Source organism: Rhizobium lusitanum, assembly GCF_014189535.1.
Taxonomy (GTDB): domain Bacteria; phylum Pseudomonadota; class Alphaproteobacteria; order Rhizobiales; family Rhizobiaceae; genus Rhizobium; species Rhizobium lusitanum_C.
The window spans coordinates 2,102,390-2,122,913 of record NZ_CP050307.1 but is presented as its reverse complement, the minus strand read 5'-3'; the positions used below and the strand labels follow the sequence as shown (position 1 = coordinate 2,122,913).

The 20,524-nt window shown below is 60.7% G+C and carries 16 protein-coding genes and 3 pseudogenes; 10 read left to right on the top strand and 9 right to left on the bottom strand.

What is annotated here, in order from left to right; genetic code table 11:
• The first annotated feature begins 9 nt into the window (after positions 1–9).
• The 3 genes and pseudogenes from HB780_RS12740 (at position 10) to HB780_RS12730 (ending at position 1,908) form a co-directional block, all read left to right on the top strand.
• Entirely contained in the window at positions 10–972 is a 963-nt protein-coding gene (locus tag HB780_RS12740; protein WP_183688233.1) for a LysR family transcriptional regulator, read from the top strand.
• Between the two features lie 46 nt (positions 973–1,018).
• Positions 1,019–1,221, top strand: a pseudogene (locus HB780_RS12735) (integrase core domain-containing protein); the annotation flags it as partial.
• A 366-nt stretch (positions 1,222–1,587) separates the two neighbouring features.
• Positions 1,588–1,908: a YkgJ family cysteine cluster protein gene (locus HB780_RS12730; protein ID WP_183688229.1), complete on the top strand. Its 321-nt coding sequence runs from the start codon at positions 1,588–1,590 to the stop codon at positions 1,906–1,908.
• A gap of 86 nt (positions 1,909–1,994) precedes the next feature.
• Here the strand turns inward: HB780_RS12730 and HB780_RS33495 are convergent.
• A pseudogene (locus tag HB780_RS33495) lies at positions 1,995–2,069 on the bottom strand (IS6 family transposase); the annotation flags it as partial.
• Positions 2,070–2,640: 571 nt separating this feature from the next.
• Between HB780_RS33495 and HB780_RS12725 the strand changes: the two are divergent.
• From HB780_RS12725 to HB780_RS12695, 7 genes and pseudogenes are all read left to right on the top strand, one after another.
• Positions 2,641–3,078, top strand: a complete 438-nt coding sequence (locus HB780_RS12725) for a ParB N-terminal domain-containing protein (protein WP_183688228.1) — start codon at positions 2,641–2,643, stop codon at positions 3,076–3,078.
• The gene (locus HB780_RS12720; RefSeq protein WP_183688226.1) at positions 3,075–4,451 is read left to right on the top strand and encodes a Y4yA family PLP-dependent enzyme; all 1,377 of its coding nucleotides are present in this window, start codon (positions 3,075–3,077) and stop codon (positions 4,449–4,451) included. Before HB780_RS12725 ends, HB780_RS12720 begins: the two co-directional genes overlap by 4 nt.
• Complete coding sequence (locus HB780_RS12715; RefSeq protein ID WP_183688224.1) at positions 4,448–5,458, top strand: PLP-dependent cysteine synthase family protein; 1,011 nt, start codon at positions 4,448–4,450, stop codon at positions 5,456–5,458. The genes HB780_RS12720 and HB780_RS12715 overlap by 4 nt, the downstream gene beginning before the upstream one ends.
• Positions 5,455–6,594: an NAD/NADP octopine/nopaline dehydrogenase family protein gene (locus HB780_RS12710; protein ID WP_183688222.1), complete on the top strand. Its 1,140-nt coding sequence runs from the start codon at positions 5,455–5,457 to the stop codon at positions 6,592–6,594. Before HB780_RS12715 ends, HB780_RS12710 begins: the two co-directional genes overlap by 4 nt.
• The gene (locus HB780_RS12705) at positions 6,594–8,471 is read left to right on the top strand and encodes an IucA/IucC family protein (protein ID WP_183688220.1); all 1,878 of its coding nucleotides are present in this window, start codon (positions 6,594–6,596) and stop codon (positions 8,469–8,471) included. Before HB780_RS12710 ends, HB780_RS12705 begins: the two co-directional genes overlap by 1 nt.
• Positions 8,468–9,698 (top strand): annotated as a pseudogene (locus HB780_RS12700) (MFS transporter). Before HB780_RS12705 ends, HB780_RS12700 begins: the two are co-directional and overlap by 4 nt.
• 29 nt (positions 9,699–9,727) lie before the next feature.
• The gene (locus tag HB780_RS12695; protein WP_183688218.1) at positions 9,728–10,852 is read left to right on the top strand and encodes an ABC transporter substrate-binding protein; all 1,125 of its coding nucleotides are present in this window, start codon (positions 9,728–9,730) and stop codon (positions 10,850–10,852) included.
• Between the two features lie 155 nt (positions 10,853–11,007).
• Here the strand turns inward: HB780_RS12695 and HB780_RS12690 are convergent, their stop codons facing one another.
• From HB780_RS12690 to HB780_RS12655, 8 genes are all read right to left on the bottom strand, one after another.
• Positions 11,008–13,107: a TonB-dependent receptor gene (locus HB780_RS12690; RefSeq protein WP_435693885.1), complete on the bottom strand. Its 2,100-nt coding sequence runs from the start codon at positions 13,105–13,107 to the stop codon at positions 11,008–11,010.
• Positions 13,108–13,452: 345 nt separating this feature from the next.
• Positions 13,453–14,898 (bottom strand): aldehyde dehydrogenase, encoded by a 1,446-nt coding sequence (locus tag HB780_RS12685; protein WP_183688214.1) that lies wholly within the window; start codon positions 14,896–14,898, stop codon positions 13,453–13,455.
• Between the two features lie 25 nt (positions 14,899–14,923).
• A complete protein-coding gene (locus HB780_RS12680; protein ID WP_183688212.1) occupies positions 14,924–15,709 on the bottom strand; it encodes a coniferyl-alcohol dehydrogenase in 786 nt (261 codons plus the stop codon).
• 42 nt (positions 15,710–15,751) lie between these two features.
• On the bottom strand, positions 15,752–16,771 hold the full coding sequence (locus HB780_RS12675; RefSeq protein WP_183688210.1) for a branched-chain amino acid ABC transporter permease: 1,020 nt from the start codon (positions 16,769–16,771) through the stop codon (positions 15,752–15,754).
• Complete coding sequence (locus HB780_RS12670) at positions 16,768–17,667, bottom strand: branched-chain amino acid ABC transporter permease (RefSeq protein WP_183688208.1); 900 nt, start codon at positions 17,665–17,667, stop codon at positions 16,768–16,770. The genes HB780_RS12675 and HB780_RS12670 overlap by 4 nt, the downstream gene beginning before the upstream one ends.
• Entirely contained in the window at positions 17,664–18,395 is a 732-nt protein-coding gene (locus tag HB780_RS12665) for an ABC transporter ATP-binding protein (RefSeq protein WP_183688206.1), read from the bottom strand. The genes HB780_RS12670 and HB780_RS12665 overlap by 4 nt, the downstream gene beginning before the upstream one ends.
• Positions 18,392–19,162, bottom strand: coding sequence for an ABC transporter ATP-binding protein (locus HB780_RS12660; protein ID WP_435693862.1), 771 nt, complete (start codon positions 19,160–19,162; stop codon positions 18,392–18,394). The genes HB780_RS12665 and HB780_RS12660 overlap by 4 nt, the downstream gene beginning before the upstream one ends.
• Positions 19,155–20,474, bottom strand: a complete 1,320-nt coding sequence (locus HB780_RS12655) for an ABC transporter substrate-binding protein (protein ID WP_183688202.1) — start codon at positions 20,472–20,474, stop codon at positions 19,155–19,157. The genes HB780_RS12660 and HB780_RS12655 overlap by 8 nt, the downstream gene beginning before the upstream one ends.
• Between the last annotated feature and the right edge of the window lie 50 nt (positions 20,475–20,524).

Sequence of the window (20,524 nt, the reverse complement as noted above, 5' to 3'; positions counted from 1 at the left end):
CATTATGTAATGAATAAATTGCGCCGGTCCCTGCCGTCCATGAATGGCCTCTTTACTTTCGAGGCTGCGGCGCGCTGCGGCAACTTCTCCAAGGCAGCGAACGAGCTCAACGTCACACCGGCGGCCGTCAGCCGGATGATCGCGCGTCTGGAGGAGCATCTCGATACGGCGCTGTTTAGCCGCCAGCCGGGAGGTGTCGGCCTGACCGAACCCGGCCGGATCCTCTTCGATGCGATTGCGCGCGGTTTTTCGGGAATCGAGAACGCGCTGCGCGAAATCGAGGATCGCCGCATCGGCATTCAGACAGTCTCCTTGTCGGTCTCGACCGGTTTCATCACCCATTGGATGATGCCGCGCATGGCGGAATTCAAGAAGCAGTTTCCGACCGTCGACCTGCGTTTCCAGCTCGTGATGGGCGCGCTCGCAGGCCCGGTCAACGACGTGGATCTCGGCATGCGCTTCGTCAACGGCTCGGATGAGCGGCACGAGGCGGTCTTCGTCATGCCGGAAATTCTGGTCCCGATCTGCAGCCCAGCCTATCGGGAGAGCCACGGGCCTGACGGTAACGATATGAAACGAAGCCCCGACATCACCATCAATCTCAGCGATGCCCAGCCGAACTGGTCGAGCCTGTTTTCTCCGGCGAACGAGGGCGATGCGATCAACTCGATGATCTTTTCCGACTACGCCATCGTGGTGCAGGCAGCGCTTCTCGGGCAGGGCGTTGCACTCGGCTGGCTGAACGTCGTTGCGCATTGGCTGCGAACCAAGGCACTGGTGCCGGCGCGCGAACATCTGATGACGACCGGCCGCCAGTGCCATCTCGTCCGTCTGCGGGACAAGCCGGCCCGCGCCATCGTCACGCAGGTTCGCGACTGGATGATCGCCGAACTCAACAGTGACATCGTCGCGGTAGACGCGCTTTATCCGACACTCGGCCTGGATCCGAGGAGTTGGTCGAAAACGGAATAGTGATCCACCTTGCCTTCTGGCTTGTAGGTGTTCGGCGGCAATGGCAGCGCGGTCATCCGATCTATGGGCGGCCAGAAGGATGTTGTCCTCGAAGTCTCCCGACGTGGCAAACCCACCGACAAGGCCTTCATCGAATTCTTCAATGGCAAGTTCCGGGCAGGGTGCCCAGATGCCCACGGGTTCAGGAGACTTGACGACGCACGCGGGGAAATTGAGGGCTGGTGCAGGGACTATAATGAATTCCGGCCGGCAACAAAGTGCTAATTTCCCTGATGAACGGCTCACCCGATCCATTGCCGAATTGAGCTTACCTCCGGAAAATTCCAGCTCCCGCTGGCCCAAATCAGGGGTACCATCGTAGATGGCTGGGACGAACTCAAAACTGGATAGAACTCCAGGGCAAGGTCAACTCCATAGATGACCTAATTTTGCTATCAATTTTAAATCGTATGGGGGTTTTCAACGGGGTCACCGTTCCGCGCCAGCTTACGCTTGTCGAACGACAGGGCCGGCAGTTCAGACCCTTTCAAGGCCAAGAAGTCTCGCAGGCACGATCTGATGCCGACTAGGATATAAAAAGCCTGGCATTCCCGGATCGCTGCGATAGAACGCACTATGATCCTTGCTGTTGACCTTGACTGTGAAGCCTGCGGCGCTTGCTGCTCATTTTCGCCCAGTTGGCCAAGATTTTCCACAGAGACGGAAGCTGAGCTCGACGCTTTACCGGCGCATTTCGTCTCGGAAGATCAAGGAGGAATGCGGTGTCACGGCGCGCGCTGTTCAGCTTTGTCCGGCCGCGTCGGTTCGAACACATCATGCCTGGTTTATGATCTTCGGCCAGATGTTTGTCGCGCTTGCGTTCCAGGAGACGCAGCCTGCCTGGAGGCCCGCTCGTCTTTTGGGCTCGAAGTAGTAGAGGGGAGTGACCTGATTTAAATAGCCAGGACCCCAGGATGCTTGGGTTTCCAAGGCCGACCTATGGCGCGTCGCGTCATTTGCAAATCAGGTGATTTAGCTGCCAACAGAGTTACCGCGTGCGCGATCACTTCAGCTGGAAACCGGTGGCGGCGATAAAGGCGATCACGAGCAACTTGGATCGTGCTGCAAGATTGCACAGACCGATCGCCAACAGGCTAACCTTACGGAGCCTCGAAACATTCTGCAGTGTTTCAACGCCGCTTTGACCCGGACTTCCGGAACCGGGTCAGCTCCTGGCGGAAATCAACAGATTAATTCTCCTCTGGCTGGAATTTATGCTTCCCTCGAAAAATTCGATCGCCTCAGTTGGGCGTGCCAGAGGTTCTTCGATGACGGTCGCTAATGATATCTATGCAATTTTAGATGGTGGATAGTTACAATACATGACTATAAACATGATATTAATAGTCATGTTTATTTCGTGCGTCCCTGTTCGCTAGATTGAAAGTCAGCGTGTTTCCTGGAACTACCATTCATTACCTTGAATGCGGCCGTTGGTTGGGTTTGGCTACCATTTTTCAAACGTTTCAATGGGTCTCGTAGCGCTCAAGCCTGGTGAGAACGGAAGATATTTCCTGCATTACTACAATTTATAGTAGCCAAAAAGAAAAATACTCTCCGCCACAAACTTGACAAAATTTCTCACCTTTATCGCGCCCGTCAACAGCCACTGACCAAGAAGGCGGATCGATGAAATACCATTTCTTATGCCCCGATCAGTTGATCCCGACCGAGGAGGTTGATCCAGATCGCGTCGAAATCCTTGAAGCTCAGATCCTCCAAACCGGCTACTGGACGGTGCCGATCATGGTGGAAAAGGACGAGCTTCTCGTTATGGACGGTCACCATCGCCTATGCGTTGCACGGCGACTGCAGCTGACCGCTGTCCCAGTCTTTATGCTGAGCTACGATCTTGTCCGGGTGGAAGGCTGGCGGAGCGGCGAAACTATCACGCCCGAAAAGATTTTTGCCATGGCCAGAAGCGGCGGCAAATTTCCGTTCAAAACGACACGGCATATTGTCGATGCGCCTCTGCCGTCGTGCATGGTGCCGCTTGAGCGCCTGCGGCCGGATTGGCCTACAACGCACGCCTCATTTGCGACGGCCGGTGCAGGAGCATCGCTATGACGCTATATCGGCAAGGATCTGATGCTGGTCTCTCTCCCATTCTGCGCCCCCGAACAGCTGATCTTATCAGCCACAATGGCACGTTGCTGATCGAGTGGGTGGAGAAACATGGCTCCCCATTTCATTTGGTAAGCCCCGAGGCATTGGGCGAAAATGCGCGTGCGCTGACCGACGTGCTCGCGCAACATGGAGTAAATCACGCGCTCTATTATGGCGCGAAGGTCAACAAGTCGCCGGGTTTGATGCATGCTGCGCTCAATGCCGGTATCGGCGTCGACGTCTCCAGCCTCTATGAACTGCGGGACACGCTGGCGCTGGGTGCTGCGGGAGACCGCATTGTCGCAACCGGCCCTGCGAAAACGCGGGCATTTCACGATGCGCTGATTGCCTGCAAGGCGCTGATCTCGGTCGATTCGCCGGAAGAACTGGATGACCTCTCTGCCCGCCTGCCGGAGGATGGAGAGCCGCAGCCAGTGCTGCTGCGCCTGCGCCCCGGCAGTCAGGCCGGTAGCCGCTTCGGCATGGACGCCGATGAGGTGCTGCTTTGCCTGTCAGTCATTGCCGCCGATAAGCGGTTTCGCTTCGACGGTCTGCATTTCCATCTCTCCGGCTATGGCTGGGAAACGCGGGCCGCCGCAATCCGCGAAGCCTCCTGGTTGATCAGCGAGGCGCGCGCGATTGGCCTCACTCCCAGAATGATCGATATCGGCGGCGGACTGCCGATACGCTATGTCGATGCGCGTGGCTATCAAGCTCACATCGAGCGCCAGAGCGCGGCGGACTATCGCAACCATAAGCAGCCGTCTTCCTTCTATCCGTATGGCGGCGAGGTTTCGGCCGCCGACTGGCTGGGCTGCCTGCTTGCCGCGGCACTCGACGACGGCCGGAGCATCGCCGACTATTTCAGGGACGAGAACCTCACGCTGGCGCTGGAACCCGGCCGCGCCTTGGCCGACCAGGCCGCCGTCTCCGTCTTCAGGATCACCCGCGTCAAGACGCTGGGGCCGGACACGGCCGTCGTCTTCGTGGAAGGCAGCAGCTTCAGTGCCTGCGAGACCTGGTTCGCATCGGAGTTCCTGATCGATCCGATCATCATTCCCGCTGCCGCGTACACGCCTGCCGAAAAGCCATGCAAGGCCTATCTCGCAGGCCATAGCTGCCTTGACGAGGACGTACTGACCAACCGCTGGCTGGATTTCCCCGCCATGCCCCGCGCCGGTGATCTTCTGGTCTATGCCAACACAGCCGGATACCAGATGGATCTGCTCGAAAACGAATTTCATCGCCATCCGATGCCGAAGCGCTTCCGTGTGCATCACGGTGCGGACGGCATGCCTTTTCTCACCACCGACGATTTGGAGATGTACCTATGACTTACACGACGATAACCCAGTTTATCGGCCAGACGCCGTTGATGTCGATAGATCTGCCCGGTCGGAACGCGACTCTGATCCTCAAGATCGAGAAGAACAATCCGGGCGGCTCGATGAAGGACCGGATGGCACGCAGCATGGTGGTTGCCGCGCTGAACGATGGTCGCCTGAAGCCGGGCGGTACCATCGTCGAATCCTCCTCCGGCAATACCGGTATCGGCCTTGCGCTTGCCGCCCTTGAATTCGACATGCGTTTCATCGCGGTGGTGGATCATCATGCCGCTCCGGACAAGATCCGCACGATGCGGGCGCTCGGGGCGGAGATTCGTTATGTCGAAGGCACCTACCGCGAGGATGAGGTCGCCGTGGTCGAACGCCAGCGTCTCGCCTCGCAGCTCGGCGCCCAGCTTCCCGGCGCGCTGTTCATGAACCAGTCCGACAATCCGGCAAATCCAGAAGGTTATGCCGGTTTCGTCGAGGAGCTCCTGACCCAGCTGCCTGAAGGCATCGACGCATTCGTCGGTTGCGTGGGCACCGGCGGCTCGATGACCGGTATTTCCCAAGGCCTCAAGCGGCATAATGCTCGCATCAAGACCATCGCGGTCGAGCCCGCCGGATCGATCGTCTTCGGAAAACCGGGCTATCCCTATTACCAGTCCGGTACGGGCACACCCGCCGGCGACGAGGTTGGCAAGGTGCTGGACTATTCCTGCATCGACGAAGGTGTTCAGGTCACTGACACCCAGGCCTTCGAGACGGCCCGCTATATTGCTCGACGCAAGGGGCTCCTGGTTGGCGGCTCGACCGGCGGCGCCATCTACAAGGCGCTGGAATTCATCGTGGCCGGCAAACTGAGCGGCAACGTGGTAACGACCGTAGCCGATGGAGGCGAGAAATATCTTAGCTCCTTCTTCGACGACGAGTGGATGGAAAAGCGCGGTCTTCTCGATCCTTCGATCGCCGACCAACTCGACGGCTGGTTGGTGAACAGGGCGCGGGCAGCATGAAAGTAACGATCTGCGGGGCCGGTCGCACCGGCCATCTGAATGCCGTCCTCTTCAAACAGCGGCCGGAGACGGTGGTATCCGTGCTGACCAGCTCCACTTCGGTGGCCGAGCAATGGGCGGCCGGGAACGACATATGGCAGGCGCTTACTCCGGAGGGCCAGGTGCTTTCCGGGCGGCCCGATTATGTCGGAACCGATCCCGACCGGGCGCTTGAGGACGCGGATATCGTGGTGGTTACGCAGCCAGCCCATCTCCGTTCCGATCTCCTGGCGAGGATCGCACCGCATCTGCCGCGCGACAAACCGGTCTATATCGGTGCCATTCCCGGCTTCTGCGGCTTCGACTGGCTGGCTGCGCAAGCGTTTGCCGGTCAGGACAATGTGGTGATCTGGGGCATGAAAGACGTGCCCCATACCGCATTCGAGCTGGTTGCCGGCAGGCAGGTTCGCATGGGCGGCGCAAAGGCCGAGCTTTTCGCCGCGCTGCATGCGCGCGAAAGCACGGCCGACCGTAGCCGACTGCAACATATGCTCGGACAGCTTTTCGAAGCGCCCGTGACCATGCTCGACAATTATCTCGAAATCACCTTGACGCCGGGTAACGCTCTCATGCATCCCGCCGTCTTGTACGGGCTCCTCGGCCCCGAAGCCCCATGGCACGACAAACCGTTCGAGACGCCGCTATGCTGGTGGAGCGATTGCCCGCGTGAAGGGGCAGAGTTGCTGGAAGCCTGTGACGCCGAAAATCAGGCAATCCGCAACGCGGCGCAGGAGCGTTTCGGCATCGATCTGAGCTCGGTCAAGCCGCTGCGCCAGGAGCTCATCGAGGCTTATGGCGATCAGATCGAGGATGATCGCACCATGTATTCCCTGTTGCGCACCAATCGAGCCTATGCCGGAATCCTGGCGCCGCTGATACCCAATCCTCACGGCGCCGGTTACCTGATCGACCGCGACAGCAGGGCCTTTCACGAGGATATCGCCTTCGGGCTCGCCCTTCTCGTGGAGGTGGCTTCGCGCCTGCGCGTACCGATCCCGGCGATCACGAAAACCTATTCCTGGGCGCGGGACTATCATGGCGCATTGCCTCAGCCCTCGCACACCCATGTTCCCACCAACTGGCCGGGAGTTGCCTGATGAGCGAAACCATTTCCGAAAAGACACAAAGTCCAACCGTCGAAAGCCAACTTTGGGAAGCCGCCTCGCAAAACGCGATCCGGCGCCTGGTTCGCTGCGTCTTTGCCGAAAAACTGCTCGATGCCAAGGCCCTGCTGTGGGCTGAGAACGGAGACCAGGCCTGGTTGCCGCTTTGGGTGTCGCGCCGGGTGCTGCATTTTACCCGCCTGCAGCACGCGCCGGCGGACACCTTGCTCAATCGGGGCGTCATCGAGGTGATCGAGGAAAACGGCGTTCGCCGAAGACTGGACGATCCGGCGGCTCTTCTCAAGGAGATCGCGCCGGCCCTTGATGTCTCGTCGGCGCCTGACGGCTTCGAGGTTCTTCTGCGGGACGTGGAAGACAGCATGAAAAATGACGTGCTGGCGCGCGGTTATCGTGAGGAATGGAGCGTCGAGCTTCGCCATGCGATAGCGGGCAGCGGCGCGGGTGGCTTCATCGATCATCTCGAGAAAAGCCAGCCGACGCATCTGGTTGCGATGGCGCTCGATCAATGGGGTTCGCTGGAGGGTCATCCCTTCTACCCCACCTGGAAAGCCAAGCCCGGACTGTCGGCGGAGGAAATCAGTGCTCTTTCACCGGAGTTCGGTGCACGCGTTCCGCTGCGCATTGCCGCCTTGCGCAGGGATTGGGCCTATGTCGAGGCGATGTCCCATGTCGCCGACTATTCCGAATGGTTCGCAAACGCGTTTCCGGATGTGTGGGAACAGTGGAGCGACGGTCTTCTGCGCCGGGGAAGGAAGGTGAGCGACTGGCTTCCCATGCCGATCCATGGATGGCATCTGGAAAACTTCGTTCGCCGTGAGTTCGCGTCACAGATCGCCTCGGGTATCCTCGATGTGGACGGTCCGGATATCATCACGATCCCCGCCATGTCCTTCCGGACGATGCTGCCGGATACTGTGGAGCCGCAGCCGTTCATCAAGCTACCGGTTGCCATCTGGATGACCAGCGAGCAGAGAACGCTGCAGGCGAAGTCGATCCACATGGGGCCGCGCCTCAGCACCTTGGTCAGCGACATCCTTGCGAATGAGGATCTGCTCAAGGGCTCGCTGGAGATTTTCACGGAGGAGCTCGGCGCAATTCTGCATGATCCGGAAACCGGCGACGAGCATCCGGGCCGGTTCCTGTCGGTCGTCTACCGCGAGGTGAATGCACTTGCCCGCAAGGACGGCCTCATCCCTGTGACCGTGGCCGCCCTTCTCGCCGAAAGTCCGCTGGTTCAGCGGCCGCTCGTCTGTGAACTAATTGCCCGGAATTCGGTTGTGGAGAAAGAGAGGGCATCCGCCTTTTTCAGAGCCTATGCCCGCACGGTTATTCGACCGACACTTGCTATGTATCTTCTCTACGGTATTGCCTTCGAGGCACACCAGCAAAACAGCACGATACTCTTTGACACGTCGGGCAATCCTCAAAAGCTGCTCATCCGCGACTTCGGGGATGGACGCAGCTTTGCGCCGCTTTTCGAAGAACGCGGTTATCGGCTGGCGCCTTTCAGCCGCAAGGGCATCCTGCCGACGACGTTCAATGATGACATCAGCCTCGTGCGCTCCTTCGTGATCGATGCCTGCTTCGTCTGCCATCTCCACGAGATGGCCCTGTGCCTCGCGGAGCATTGCACCATTGACGATCCGTGGCAGATCCTGCGCGAGGAAACGCAGGCCGCATTCGATCTCTTGAGGCCCCGCATGCTGTCGGATGCGTTCTGGACAGAAGAGCGGCAAGCCTTTCTTGAAAAGCCTTGGCCGACGCGTTCGGTCCTGCGGATGCATCTCGAACGATATCGCGACTACCGCGTCGAGCATCAGCTCGATAATCCGTTGGTGGCCGCGAAATGAAGCATGCCGCTCTTGCGATCCGCAGTTTCGGACCGGTCTTCCTGCTTCTCTTCGCATTGCAGTTCATCTCCATGGGAGCCATGGAGATGAGCGGTCCCCTTCTGGCCGATCCAGATCGAGACGCTCAGCTCTTCCGAGAGCGTCTTTTCCTTTGCAAGTATCGGCGTCTACATTTGCCCGATGATCGGTATCTCGCTGACCAGCGCCTTTTGGGGCCGGATGGGCGATCGTTACGGAAATCGGCTGATGATGGTGCGCGCGCTTGCCGGACTGGCCGTCACGCAGTTATTCGTCGCCTTCGCTCAGGATGTCTGGACGATCCTCGCTCTGCGATTCCTGCAGGGCGCCTTCGCAGGCTATATCGCGCCGGCGCAGGCTTACGGCGTGGAGGTCACCGGTGGCCGTAACCGCGCCGGATTGTTCGCCTGGTTGCAGGTCGCGACCAATGTCGGATCGCTCGGCGGAGCCTTCTTCGGCGGCCTTATTCTTGACGCCGCCTCCTTCTCCGACATCAATCTTACGGCTGGGGGTGTCTGCGCCTTATGCGCGGTCGTTGCCTGGGCAACGCTGCCATTGCCGTCGAGCGTGGCTGCAACACCCGGTGTCTCTCACGCTCAAACCCATAAACCCATGCCCGCCAAGGATCCCTCGGTCACCGGGCTCCTTTGGCTAATCGGTTTGCTGCTGGCCAGCCGCATGGTGCTACAGGTGCCGTTCGCCTTGTACATGACGCAAGTCTTTGGCGCTCGCCACTGGATGGCGGGCCTCAGCTACGGGCTGCTTGCCCTGGGATTCGTGATCGGCGCACCGCTTTGGGCGCGGCTCTTGAAAGGCAGCCCAAGGACTGTCGTTCTCGGCTGGATGATCGTCATTTCGGCAAGCTGTGCCCTGGTTTCCACTTTAGCGGGCCTGACGACATCCATCGTTCTGTTCTCCGCCGTCTATCTCATCTGGGGCGCGCTTCTCGGTGGGACCACACCTGTGTTGCTCGCCCTGATTTCGGCGGCGACGCCAAGTGAGCGGCAAGGCTCCATTCTCGGTCTTGCCCAGACCTGCCAGCAGGTAGCCTCGATCGCCGGCATCGCTGCTGGTGTCGCCGTAACGCAGGCCCTGGGATTGAAGGCAGCCTTCCCATTGGTTTCGGCCCTTTACACATTGTCGCTTTTCCTTGCGCTGGGTCTGTGGCTTAAGACACGCAAGGCATTCGAAGAAGGAGCGTATTCGTGAAAAGACGGAGTTCGATATGGCGGGCTGCAATGGTATTGTTCGTGCTGCCCATCCTTTGGCATGCACCGGCAACGGCGCAGGAAGAACAGTCATCGATCACCGTTACCGACATCGCCGGCCGCAAGGTGACGCTCAAAGCGCCAGTCCAGCGCATTCTGCTCGGCGAAGGCCGGCAACTTTATCTGATCGCCTCACTGGAGCCCAAGGACCCGCTTTCGCGCATCGTCGCCTGGCGTAACGACCTGATCCAGGCCGATCCGGGAACCTATGCCCAATATCTCGAGGCCTTTCCCGATCTTGCGAAACTGCCGACCTTTACCGGACAGGAAGGTAGCCTGATCGACATCGAATCGACGATCATACGCAAGCCGGATGTCGTTCTTCTCAACCTCGAGGCGATGCGCGCCAACGAGGAGGCCCAATATGTAGACAAGCTCGCATCCTTAGGCATTCCGGTGCTTTATGTCGACTTCCGCCACCATCCGCTCGAAAATACCGAGCGGACCATCCGCCTGCTGGGCGAGATCATGGATCGCAAGGAGCTTGCCGAGGAAATCATAGCCTTCCGCCGACAAGCGGTCGCCCGCGTCACCGACGTGCTCGACACGGCAAAACCTGATCGCCCGCGCGTGTTCGTCGAGCGTATCGGCGGCTATTCGGACGACTGCTGCCTGTCCTTCGGCGCGGAAAACTTCGGCAGGTATGTCGAAGTGGCTGGTGGTCACAATATCGGCAGCGACTTTCTGCCGACGACGTTCGGTCAGATCAATCCCGAGCAGGTCATCGTTTCAGACCCGCAGCATGTCGTTGTCACCAGCTCGGACTGGCAGGCCTATGCCCCAGGCGGTCACTGGATTCCGCTCGGTCCGGGAGCAGATCCGGAGATCCTGCGGAAAAGGCTTGAATGGTATCTGACACGTCCCGCCTATACCGGGACCCAGGCGCAGAAGACGCGCAATTTCCACGGCATATGGCACCAGTTCTACAATAGTCCTTATGAATTCGTCGCCATTCAGCAATTGGCGAAATGGTTTCACCCCGACCTCTTCGCCGATCTTGATCCCGATGCGACCTTCGCGGAATATCATCGGCGCTTTCTGCCGATTGCCTACAAGCCGGGTTATAGCGTCAGCCTGACGGCAAAAACGCCGTAAGAACCTGCTTCTCAGACAGTGTCATGGCCGACGCAGCTCTATGTCCTGCGTCGGCCTTTTGTTTGGTCGAGCGTCCACAAAACAAAAGGGCGCGCCTGCCATAAATGAGCAGGCGCGCCGACAATTGCAGACAGCGATCCGGGAAGTTCTGTTCCTCAGAAATCGGTTGTCATCGACACCTTGACGGTCAAGGGCGCGCCCTGCGAAATCGTGCCGAAGCTTGCAACGCCTGACCAGTAGTCCTTGTTGAAGACGTTCTCGACGGAGGCGCGGAAGGTCACCGGTCGATCCTGGATTTTGGTCGCATAGCGCGTACCAAGATCAAACCTCGTCCAGGAAGGGAGTTCCTGTTTGTTGGCAGTGTCGGCGAATTGCTCGTCTGTGTAGATCATGTTTGCAGCAAGCGTCAGGCCTTCCACGAAGGGCGTATCCCATTCGGCGCCGAGATTTGCCTGAATCGAGGGGACGCCGATCGGCGTGTTTCCGACCGTGGCGGCATTATTGGTCTTGGTAAGCTCGCCGTCGATGAAAGCAACCCCGCCGAGCAAGCGCAGATCCGCGGTGACTTCGCCAGCGACATTGATCTCCAGGCCGCGATTGCGTTGCTCCCCTCCGTTCACGAAGACCAGGCCGGAGCTCTGGCTTTCAAGCTGTCCGAAAGGCTTCTCGATCTGGAAAACGGCGGTGCTCAGAATAATCCGCCCGAGATCGAACTTCGCGCCGATCTCGTATTGCTTCGTTCGATAGGGCGCCAGCGTTTCGCCGGCGTTTACAGCGGTTGCCGGCGCGGTATCGCCAACGCCGAGGCCTTCGATATAGTTGGCATAGAGCGATACGTTTTCCCATGGCTTGACCACGAGGCCGATGAGCGGCGTGACCGCGGTTTCGTCGGAAGACGAGGTGACCACGCCTGTCGTTGCGTTGAAATTCTTCGAATCGATCGACTGCCAACGGCCACCAACCGTTAACTGCACGCGTTCGTCGAGGATCGAAAGCGTATCCGACAAGGCAATGCCGGACAGGACGCTTTCCGATACTCTGCCAACGTTTCTCGGCGCCAGCACGTTCTGTTCGGGACGCAATACCGGATCATAGATGTTGGTGAACTGCGCAGTGCCCGAATTGGAACCACGATCCAATGTCTGCCGCAAGTAGGTGGCCTGCAGCGTGACGGCGTGCGAGACAGGGCCGGTGTCAAACTTTGCGCGCGCGCCGGTTTCGGCCGTCATTCTGTCGACGTCGAACACAAAGTTCTGCGGTGTGACGCTGACATCGCCGTTCGAATTCAGAAGCGTTGGCGTGCCGAAAAGTCTTGCGACATGTGAGCTGCCGCCGCCGACCGCGCCGAAGATCGTCACCGTGTCGCTGACGTCATATTCGGCTCGGGTCAGCCAGGAGAGATCCCGGCTCCTTGACCATTCCCAGGGCTCCTGGATATTCAGCCGGCCGTCAGGAGCGTCAGGAATGGCGATCCCCGCCACCGGAAAGAAGGGGCGCTGCGGAGCATCGAAATGCTGCTTCTGACCGATGACATCGACGGTGGCGCGAAAGTTCTCCCCCTCGTAGTCAAGGGCAAGCGAGCCGACATAGGCTTGCTGAGTCTGATCGTCGATCGGGGTGTTCCCGCCCTGCAGGCTGCCATTGAAGCGCATGCCGAACTGCCGCTCTTCGCCGAAGCGGCGGGCAAAATCGAGATGCGTGCCGCCCTGCAGGTCGGACGTATAATCGGTGGTGACCCGCGTCAGATCCTCGTCCGGGGCGCGCTTGGGCACGATATTGATCGCGCCGCCGACGCTGCTGTTCGGCGAAATGCCGTAAAGCAGGGCGCTTGGCCCCTTGAGCACCTCCACCCGCTCCGCATAGTCGGTGAAGACGCGATAGGTCGGCGCAATGCCGTAGACGCCGTCGAAGGCGACTTCGCCGAAATTACCTTCATTGACCGGGAAACCACGGATATAGAAGGAGTCAAGCATGCCACCGGCGGCATGGGTATTTCTGACAGACGGATCGCTCGCAACCACCTCCGCGACGGTGCTTGCTCCCTTGTTCTCGATTATCGTGGCCGTATAGCTCGTGGAACTGAACGGTGTGTCCATCACGTCGCGGTTGCCGAGCATTCCGACGCGGCCGCCTTTCGCAATCTGCCCGCCCGGATATTCCTCCGGCAGGGCCGTCGGATTCTCCGATGCCTTGACGATGATGGGCTGCAACTCGGTCGCAGTCTGCGCCATCGCGGGAGTGCACACTCCCGCCATCAGCGCGGACAGAAGTCCAATACGCTTATTCACACTATGCCCCCTTAGATACGTTACCGACGCGAGTTCATTGATCCCCGCACGCGACGCTAGCGGAGCTATATAATATGATTAATATAGTCAAGATAAATTGGCCCGGGGGAGGGAGCAATACAGATATAGCAATAGAACTTAAGAACATTAGTGATTTCAGACGTATAGGCGCTACGCTCGGACTGGCGTCATGCGGCGCCTACATCACCAACGCCGGGCCAGATAGTTTTGGCAAGCTCCATGTCGGCAGTCTTCAAACGCGGAGTATAGGCGGCAGGAAAATCTATCGATCAGTGCCTGCCGCCTGTTTTCTCAGAATGGATAGTGCTGAGCCGAATCTTCGATGGTGATCCAGCGCAGGTCGGTGAATTCGGCGATGGCTGCCTTGCCGCCGAAGCGGCCGTAGCCACTGCCTTTGACGCCGCCAAAGGGCATCTGCGCTTCGTCGTTCAGGGTCGGGCCGTTGATGTGGCAGATCCCCGTCTCGATGCGGGCTGCGACAGCGAGCGCCCGCTGGACATCGCGGCTGAAGACCGCCGACGAAAGCCCATATTCGGTATCATTGGCGACGCGCACCGCCTCGTCCTCATCTGCAACGCGGATGATCGGCTTCACCGGCCCGAAGGACTCCTCCGCATAGACGCGCATTTCAGGCGTGACGTGGTCGAGAAGGGTCGCCTCGACGACCGTGCCGGTCCGCTTGCCGCCGGCAACCAACTTTGCGCCCTTGGCCTCAGCGTCGGCGATCAGTGCTTCCATCTTTTTGGCCGCGTCCAGGCTGATGAGGGAGCCGAGCACGACATGGCCGCGCGGATCGCCTGCCGGAAGTCTTGCGGCACGCGCCGCGAGCTTATCGACGAATTCATCTGCGATTGCCTGATGGACGATGATGCGTTCCGTCGACATGCAGATCTGGCCCTGATGCATGAAGGCACCGAAGATCGCCGCATTCACTGCACCGTCGATATCCGCGTCGTCGAGAATGACAAGCGGTGCCTTGCCGCCGAGTTCCAGAAGCGCCGGCTTCAGGTGCCGGCCGCTGAGTTCGGCGATGATCTTGCCGACCTTGGTCGAGCCGGTGAAGTTGACGCGACGCACGGCCGGATGAGCAATCAGCGCTTCCACGATCTGCGGCGCGTCTTCAGGCGCATTGGTGATGACATTGATGACCCCTGCCGGCAGGCCCGCTTCAACGAGCGCCGTCGCGATCAGCCGATGTGTGCCCGGGCATTGTTCGGATGCCTTGAAGATCACCGTGTTACCGCAGGCAATCGGCATGGCGACGGCGCGGGTGCCGAGGATGACGGGGGCGTTCCAGGGGGCGATTGCAAGGCAGACGCCAGCCGCCTGGCGAACGCCCATGGCGAGCGTACCGGGCTTGTCCGAGGGAATGATCTCGCCGGAAATCTGCGTCGTCATCGCGCCGGCTTCGCGCAGGATTTTGGCGGCGAGCATCACATTGAAGCCGGCCCAGGGGGCGGTGGCTCCCGTCTCCTCGATCATCAGCCGGGTGAATTCGCCGACCTTGGAATCCATGATATCGGCGGCCTTCATCAGGATCGCGCGGCGCTGGCTGGGTCCGGTCTTCGACCATGTGGGAAAAGCGGCCGATGCAGCGTCGATCGCTGCCGTGACATCATCGAGACCGGCCGCCGGCGCGCGGGTTGCAAGCTCTTCGGTGAAGGGATCCATACGGTCATAGGTTCGGCCGCTGGCGGCGGCTCGATCCATACCGTTGATGAGAAGGGAAATATGCATGTCTGTCTCCTGATGAAAACGAAAATTAGAAGCCGAGAACCGAGGCGTTGATGGAGGCTTCGAGGCCGCCGTCGGTGGCAAGGTTGGTGCCGTTGATCCAGCGTGCGCCATCCGAGCAAAGAAAGAGAATAGCCGGAGCGATATCGGCCGAGGTCCCGGCACGGCCGACGCGGGTGATATCGTTGTCGACGCGTTCGTCGCCGAGGACCGCACGGAACTGCCTGAGGATCGGTGTCTCGACCGGGCCGGGGCTGACGGCATTGACGCGGATGCCGCGCTCCTTGAACAGCGGCTCGTGGGCGGCGCGCATTGTCCAGAGCAGAAGCAGTTCCTTGGAGAGAGGGTAGCCCTCATCGTCCTTCAGGCCGTGCTTGGCGGCAAGGCTTTCGATACCCGGAAAACCCTCGATGGCGGTCAATGTCTTCGCCCGCTCGAGATTTGCGCGCCAGCCATAGCCGGCTATGGAGGCGACATTGACCACCGCCCCGCCTTCGCGAAGCCGTGGTGCCACCGCCTCTGTCAGCGCGCGCAACCCGTAGAAATTCACCGCCAGCGTTGCCACAATACCGGTATTGCCCGAGAGGCCCGCGACATTGGCGAGCGCGTCGATATGCTTGGGCAATTGCTGGACGATTTCTGCGACGCCGGCGGCATTCGAGATGTCGCCCCTGATGAAGGAGGCGAGCGCCTGGGGCGGTTCGCGCACGTCGACACCGATGACATCAGCGCCCAGGTGACCCGCCAGCTCGGCGGTGCGCGCGCCAATGCCGGAGGCGACGCCGGTGATCAGAATGGTCTTGCCGAAAAGCATGGGTCTCACCTTTCTCAACGGGATCGGAAAATCCGCCAGTTGCTATCGTTTGTCTTTCAGGAGGTCCGGCAGCGTCAGCCGGTAGCCGACCGGCAGAAGTTGCAGGCCGAAGCGACGTTCGATCTCTCCCCAGAGGCCGTGCGGCAGGTAAAGGGAGAAGAGCACGGCTGTTGCGCCGAGGCCGATCAGGTACCAGACGCCGGTTCCGCCGAAGAAGGTCTCGATGACGAAAAACAGGATCGCCCCGAGAATCGCCCCTTCGAATTTTCCGATGCCGCCGACCAGAACCATGAAGATCATGTAGGCGGTCCACTGGACGCTGAAGTAGGTCTTCGGCTGGAAGGTGGTGGCGGTCGCCAGCCAGAGGCCGCCGGCGACCGCGATGCCGAATGCCGCGAGCACGAAGAGCAGCCTTTTGGTGGCGATGACGCGCACGCCGACGGAGGTTGCCGCGTCCTCATTGTCACGGATGGCCTGCATGGCGGCCCCGGCGCGGCTGCGCATCAGTATGAAAAGGGTGCCGAGCAGGGCCGCCATGGCGATGAGCGCCAGCCAGTAGATCGTCGCGCGCCGGGTGGTGCTGTCATAGACGTTCAGCGAGATCAGCGATGTGCCGGTCTCGCCCTGGATGAGGCGATCGAGATTGACGAGCAGGTGGACGAGCTCGGCCACGACCCACATGCCGATGGCGAATTCTCCGCCCTTCAGCCGCAGCATGAACAGCGACAGCGGGATCGATAGCGCGCCGGTGACGATCGCGGCGACAAACAGTGCAACGAAGGGATTGAGCCCCGCATCCGCGAGCCGGATGGTGAAATAGGCGCCAAGGCCGAAGAACACCTGCTGGCCAACCGAGACGAGCCCGCCGAACCCGGCCAGTGCATTCCACATGGCGGCAAGGATCACGTAGATGAACAGGGCCGTCATCCGGTCGATCATGCCGGCGCCGAGGAAGGCTGGAGCAACCGCCAGGATCACCAGTGCCATGGCCATGGCGGCCAGCGCCAGCCGCGACGATGTTGTCCAGCGCTCGATGGATGTGCCGTTGGAGGGGAAGGTCATGCTGGGCTCCGAAGAAAAAATGCGCGAATTTTGCTGAAGGTTGGCACACCGGACCGGAAGAGCCGCAGGAAGACGACCAGCAGGAACACGACATGCCCGCCGATCAAAAAGCCCTGCGGATGCAGTTGCGCGCCAAGCGATTGGGCGAGCCCGAGGACGATGCCGCCTGCCAGCGTGCCCCACAGAGAGCCCGCGCCGCCGATGACCGCTGCCTCGAAGGCAAAGAGCAACTGCGGCGCCCCCGCATAGGCACTGAAGGTGGCCCGCATGGCGAGGAACGCCCCGGCGATCCCGATGGTGACCATGGTGATCGCGGTCGCCATCGCATTCACCCTGCGGGCGTCGATGCCGACGAGACCTGCCGTATCTGGGTCTTCCGCCGTGGCGCGGATTGCGCGGCCGAGGGCGAAGCGGCTGAGGAAAAATTGCAGCCCACCGAGAATGACGATCGCCGTTGCCATCATCATCACCGCGAGCTTGCCGACGAAGATATGACCGGGCAATTGCCAGGACGCGTAGGACAGGTTGCCGATAAAGGGCGCCAGCGATCTCGTGTCCGCGCCGAATTGCTCGAACAGCAGGTTGTCGATGACGATCGACAGGCCGAAGGTGGTGAGGATCGGCAACAGCGTGCCGCCGCGGGCGCTGCGTTCGAGAACGAAACGCTGCAGCAGCCAGCCGAAGGCTGCCATGACCGGCAATACGATCAGCAGCCCTGCGAAGGGCGAGATTCCGAACTTCGAGGCCAGCAGCCATAGGCCGTAGGCCGCCGCAACCGCCAGGCTGCCATGTGCCAGGTTGATGATGCGCATGACTGAGAACATAAAGGACAGGCCGCAGGCGATGACGGCATAATAGCCGCCGAGCAGGATGCCCTGGATCAAGGTATTGATCACGATACGCTCCTGTCGCTGTCGGCCCGATGGTGCAGCCCGAAATAGGCTTGGGTGATTTCGTCGCGGGTAACACCCGCCGCCGGTCTGTCGAGGACGACACGTCCCTCCAGCATGCAGATGACGCGGTTGGCGACGCCCATCGCCCGTCCGAGGTCCTGTTCGACGAGAAGGATGGTGGTTCCCGAGGACAGCAGCGCCTGTAGCTGCGCATAGACGCGCTCGACCACGAGCGGCGACAGGCCGAGCGAGACTTCGTCCAGAAGGAGAATATCGGGATTGCTCATCAGTGCCCGGCCGATGGCGGTTGCCTGCTGTTCGCCGCCCGAGAGATGGCCGGTCTTGGCACGGCGGCGGGGCTTCAGGTTGGGGAAGGCGTCGAAGACCCGTTCCATGGTCCAGTCGCCCTTGCGGCCGGAGGTCTTGCCGAGCAGCAGGTTTTCCTCGACGGTCATCTGCGAGAAAAGACGCCGGCCCTCTGGCACCAAAGCGATGCCCATGGCGATCCGCTTGTGGGAGGGTACCGTCGTTATCTCCTGTCCGCCGAGAAACACCTGGCCGGCAGCGGGAAGATGGGCACCGGCAATCGATCGCAGCAGCGTCGTTTTGCCCGCGCCATTGGCGCCGATCAGGGCCAGCACCTCGCCCTCGGCGATATCGAAACTGACGCCGCGCACCGCCTGCAGCAGGCCGTGGCGGACGTCGAGGTCGCGGATGGAGAGAAGGCTCATGCGGGCGTCCCTCCGAGATAGGCCTTGACGACCTCGGCATTGCTCATCACCGCCTTGGGCTCGCCGTCGGCGATGATCTTGCCGGCGTCCATGCAGATCAGCCGTTCGACCACCTGCAGCAGGATGTGGACGATATGCTCGATCCAGACGATGCCGATGCCGCGCCGGCGCAATTCGAGGATGGTATCCACCAGTTCGCTGGCCTCGCCGTCGGTCAGGCCACCGCCGATCTCGTCGAGCAGCATCAGTTTCGGCTTGGTGGCAAGCGCCCGCGCCAATTCCAGGCGTTTCCGGTCGAGCAGGCCGAGCGTGTCGGCTCGGCGATTGGCAACGCCGAGCATGCCGCACAGCGTCAGCGAATCGACGACGCGCTCATAGGCCTCGTCGCGACTGGCGGCATCGCTGTGCGAGGCGGCAACGAAGACATTCTCGAAGGTGGTCATGCCGCTGAAGGGTTTCGGGATCTGATGCGTCCGCACCAGCCCCGACCGACACCGATCGGCCGCCGAAAGCGCGGTAACATCAGTGCCGTCGAAGATGACGGTTCCGGCGCTTGGCGGAAAGGCACCCGCAAGCACGCTGAGCAGCGTCGTCTTGCCCGCGCCGTTGGGCCCGACGATGCCGACCGCGTCTCCATCGCCCATGGAAAAATCGAGGTTTTCGAGAACCACAAGCGCACCGAAGCGCTTGTGGATCCCTTTAGCCGAGAGAAAGGCTTCGCCCGGCTGCTCCTTTTGATCTCGTCGCTGCACTGTGCCACTATCCATTGTACGGGGTAAGCTTGGCGCCGACCGGAACATTCGGGTCGGTGACATTTTCGGTGACGACGTAGTCGAGCGCGAATTTCGAACCTTCCTGCGCCTTCACCCACTGCGTTCCGATGATCGGTCCGGGAGAGACGTTGGCGACCGGCCCGCTGGTAAAGTCGACCTTGCCGGCAATCGTCGTGGTCTTCAGCGTGCTGATCGCCTTGGCCACGGCCTCCTTGCTTTTGACGTCGGTGCTGGCCTTCAGGGCATCGAAGCCGGCGTCGAGAAGCGCGAGGCTGGCGCCAAGCTGCTGCGTCCACTGCTTGCCGCTCGATGCTTCGTAGCCGTCCGCAAGCTCCGTCCCAGACACGCCCGTCAGCGACGATTTGTAGGGGAAGGCCTTATGCCAGTAGGCGGCGCTGCTGATATTGACGCCGAGGTCGCCGAGCGACTCGATGTCCGAGGGGAAGAGCCCCGTCTTGGCAACCTGGCAGATCTTGATCTGCTGGGTCAGGCCCTGCTGGGCTGCCTGACGCCAGAAGGCGGCGAAATCCGGCGGGATCGGGAACGAGTTGAAGATCTCGACGCCTTCCTGCTTGAAGAGGGCGATCTGCGCCGTGAAGTCGGTCGTGCCGGTCTCATAGGCGCCCGGATCGACAATGGTGAAGCCGGCCTTGGAAAGGGCCGGGGCCAGATTGGCGCGGATGGCGTTGCCGTCGGCATCGTTGGGATACATGACGCCGACCTTCTTGTTGGTCTCGATCAGATTCCACTGCGAAATATAGGTTTTCAGGAATTCTTCGACGCCGAAGCCGAAATGATAGGTCCATTTGAACGGCGACGGCGCGCCGGGCTTGGCGCCACGACCGAAATACCAGGCTTCCCAGGGCATGACCGTCGACAGGCAGGGGACACCGGCTGCCTCGCAGGCATCGGCCACGGGGTTGATGGTTTCCGGGGTGGAAACGACCAGCATCAGGTCGATGCCCTGGTTGTTGATCAGGTCCTTTGCCAATTGGCCGGCACGGGAGGGATCGGACTGCGTGTCGCGATCGAGGATCTCCACCTTCCAGGTCTTGCCGCCTGCCTGTAGTCCGGCCTCCAGCGCCTTGCGCGCCAGTTCCAGCACATATCCATCCGTCTCGCCGAAGCCGCCGAGCGGCCCGGTGCGCGGGCTGATGAAGCCGACCTTGAGCGTGTCGCCGTCGGCGGCAAATGCTGTCCGCCCGGCAAGCGCCAGCGCCGCGCTGCCGGCCGCCGTCGCCGCCATGAACGAACGGCGCGTCAGCGATGCAGCGTTGATCCTCGTTCCGATGAGATTGTTGGTCATGCAATCGTTCCTCCCTTTATGGAGCCCTCTCGCCCCGATGTTTCTTCAGT

Bases quoted from the DNA above. Each gene is read 5' to 3' on its own strand.
- HB780_RS12740 (WP_183688233.1), top strand. From the start codon at position 10: ATGAATAAATTGCGCCGGTCCCTGCCGTCCATGAATGGCCTCTTTACT.
- HB780_RS12730 (WP_183688229.1), top strand. From the start codon at position 1,588: ATGATCCTTGCTGTTGACCTTGACTGTGAAGCCTGCGGCGCTTGCTGC.
- HB780_RS12725 (WP_183688228.1), top strand. From the start codon at position 2,641: ATGAAATACCATTTCTTATGCCCCGATCAGTTGATCCCGACCGAGGAG.
- HB780_RS12720 (WP_183688226.1), top strand. From the start codon at position 3,075: ATGACGCTATATCGGCAAGGATCTGATGCTGGTCTCTCTCCCATTCTG.
- HB780_RS12715 (WP_183688224.1), top strand. From the start codon at position 4,448: ATGACTTACACGACGATAACCCAGTTTATCGGCCAGACGCCGTTGATG.
- HB780_RS12710 (WP_183688222.1), top strand. From the start codon at position 5,455: ATGAAAGTAACGATCTGCGGGGCCGGTCGCACCGGCCATCTGAATGCC.
- HB780_RS12705 (WP_183688220.1), top strand. From the start codon at position 6,594: ATGAGCGAAACCATTTCCGAAAAGACACAAAGTCCAACCGTCGAAAGC.
- HB780_RS12695 (WP_183688218.1), top strand. From the start codon at position 9,728: ATGGTATTGTTCGTGCTGCCCATCCTTTGGCATGCACCGGCAACGGCG.
- HB780_RS12690 (WP_435693885.1), bottom strand. From the start codon at position 13,107: ATGGCGGGAGTGTGCACTCCCGCGATGGCGCAGACTGCGACCGAGTTG.
- HB780_RS12685 (WP_183688214.1), bottom strand. From the start codon at position 14,898: ATGCATATTTCCCTTCTCATCAACGGTATGGATCGAGCCGCCGCCAGC.
- HB780_RS12680 (WP_183688212.1), bottom strand. From the start codon at position 15,709: ATGCTTTTCGGCAAGACCATTCTGATCACCGGCGTCGCCTCCGGCATT.
- HB780_RS12675 (WP_183688210.1), bottom strand. From the start codon at position 16,771: ATGACCTTCCCCTCCAACGGCACATCCATCGAGCGCTGGACAACATCG.
- HB780_RS12665 (WP_183688206.1), bottom strand. From the start codon at position 18,395: ATGAGCCTTCTCTCCATCCGCGACCTCGACGTCCGCCACGGCCTGCTG.
- HB780_RS12660 (WP_435693862.1), bottom strand. From the start codon at position 19,162: ATGGATAGTGGCACAGTGCAGCGACGAGATCAAAAGGAGCAGCCGGGC.
- HB780_RS12655 (WP_183688202.1), bottom strand. From the start codon at position 20,474: ATGACCAACAATCTCATCGGAACGAGGATCAACGCTGCATCGCTGACG.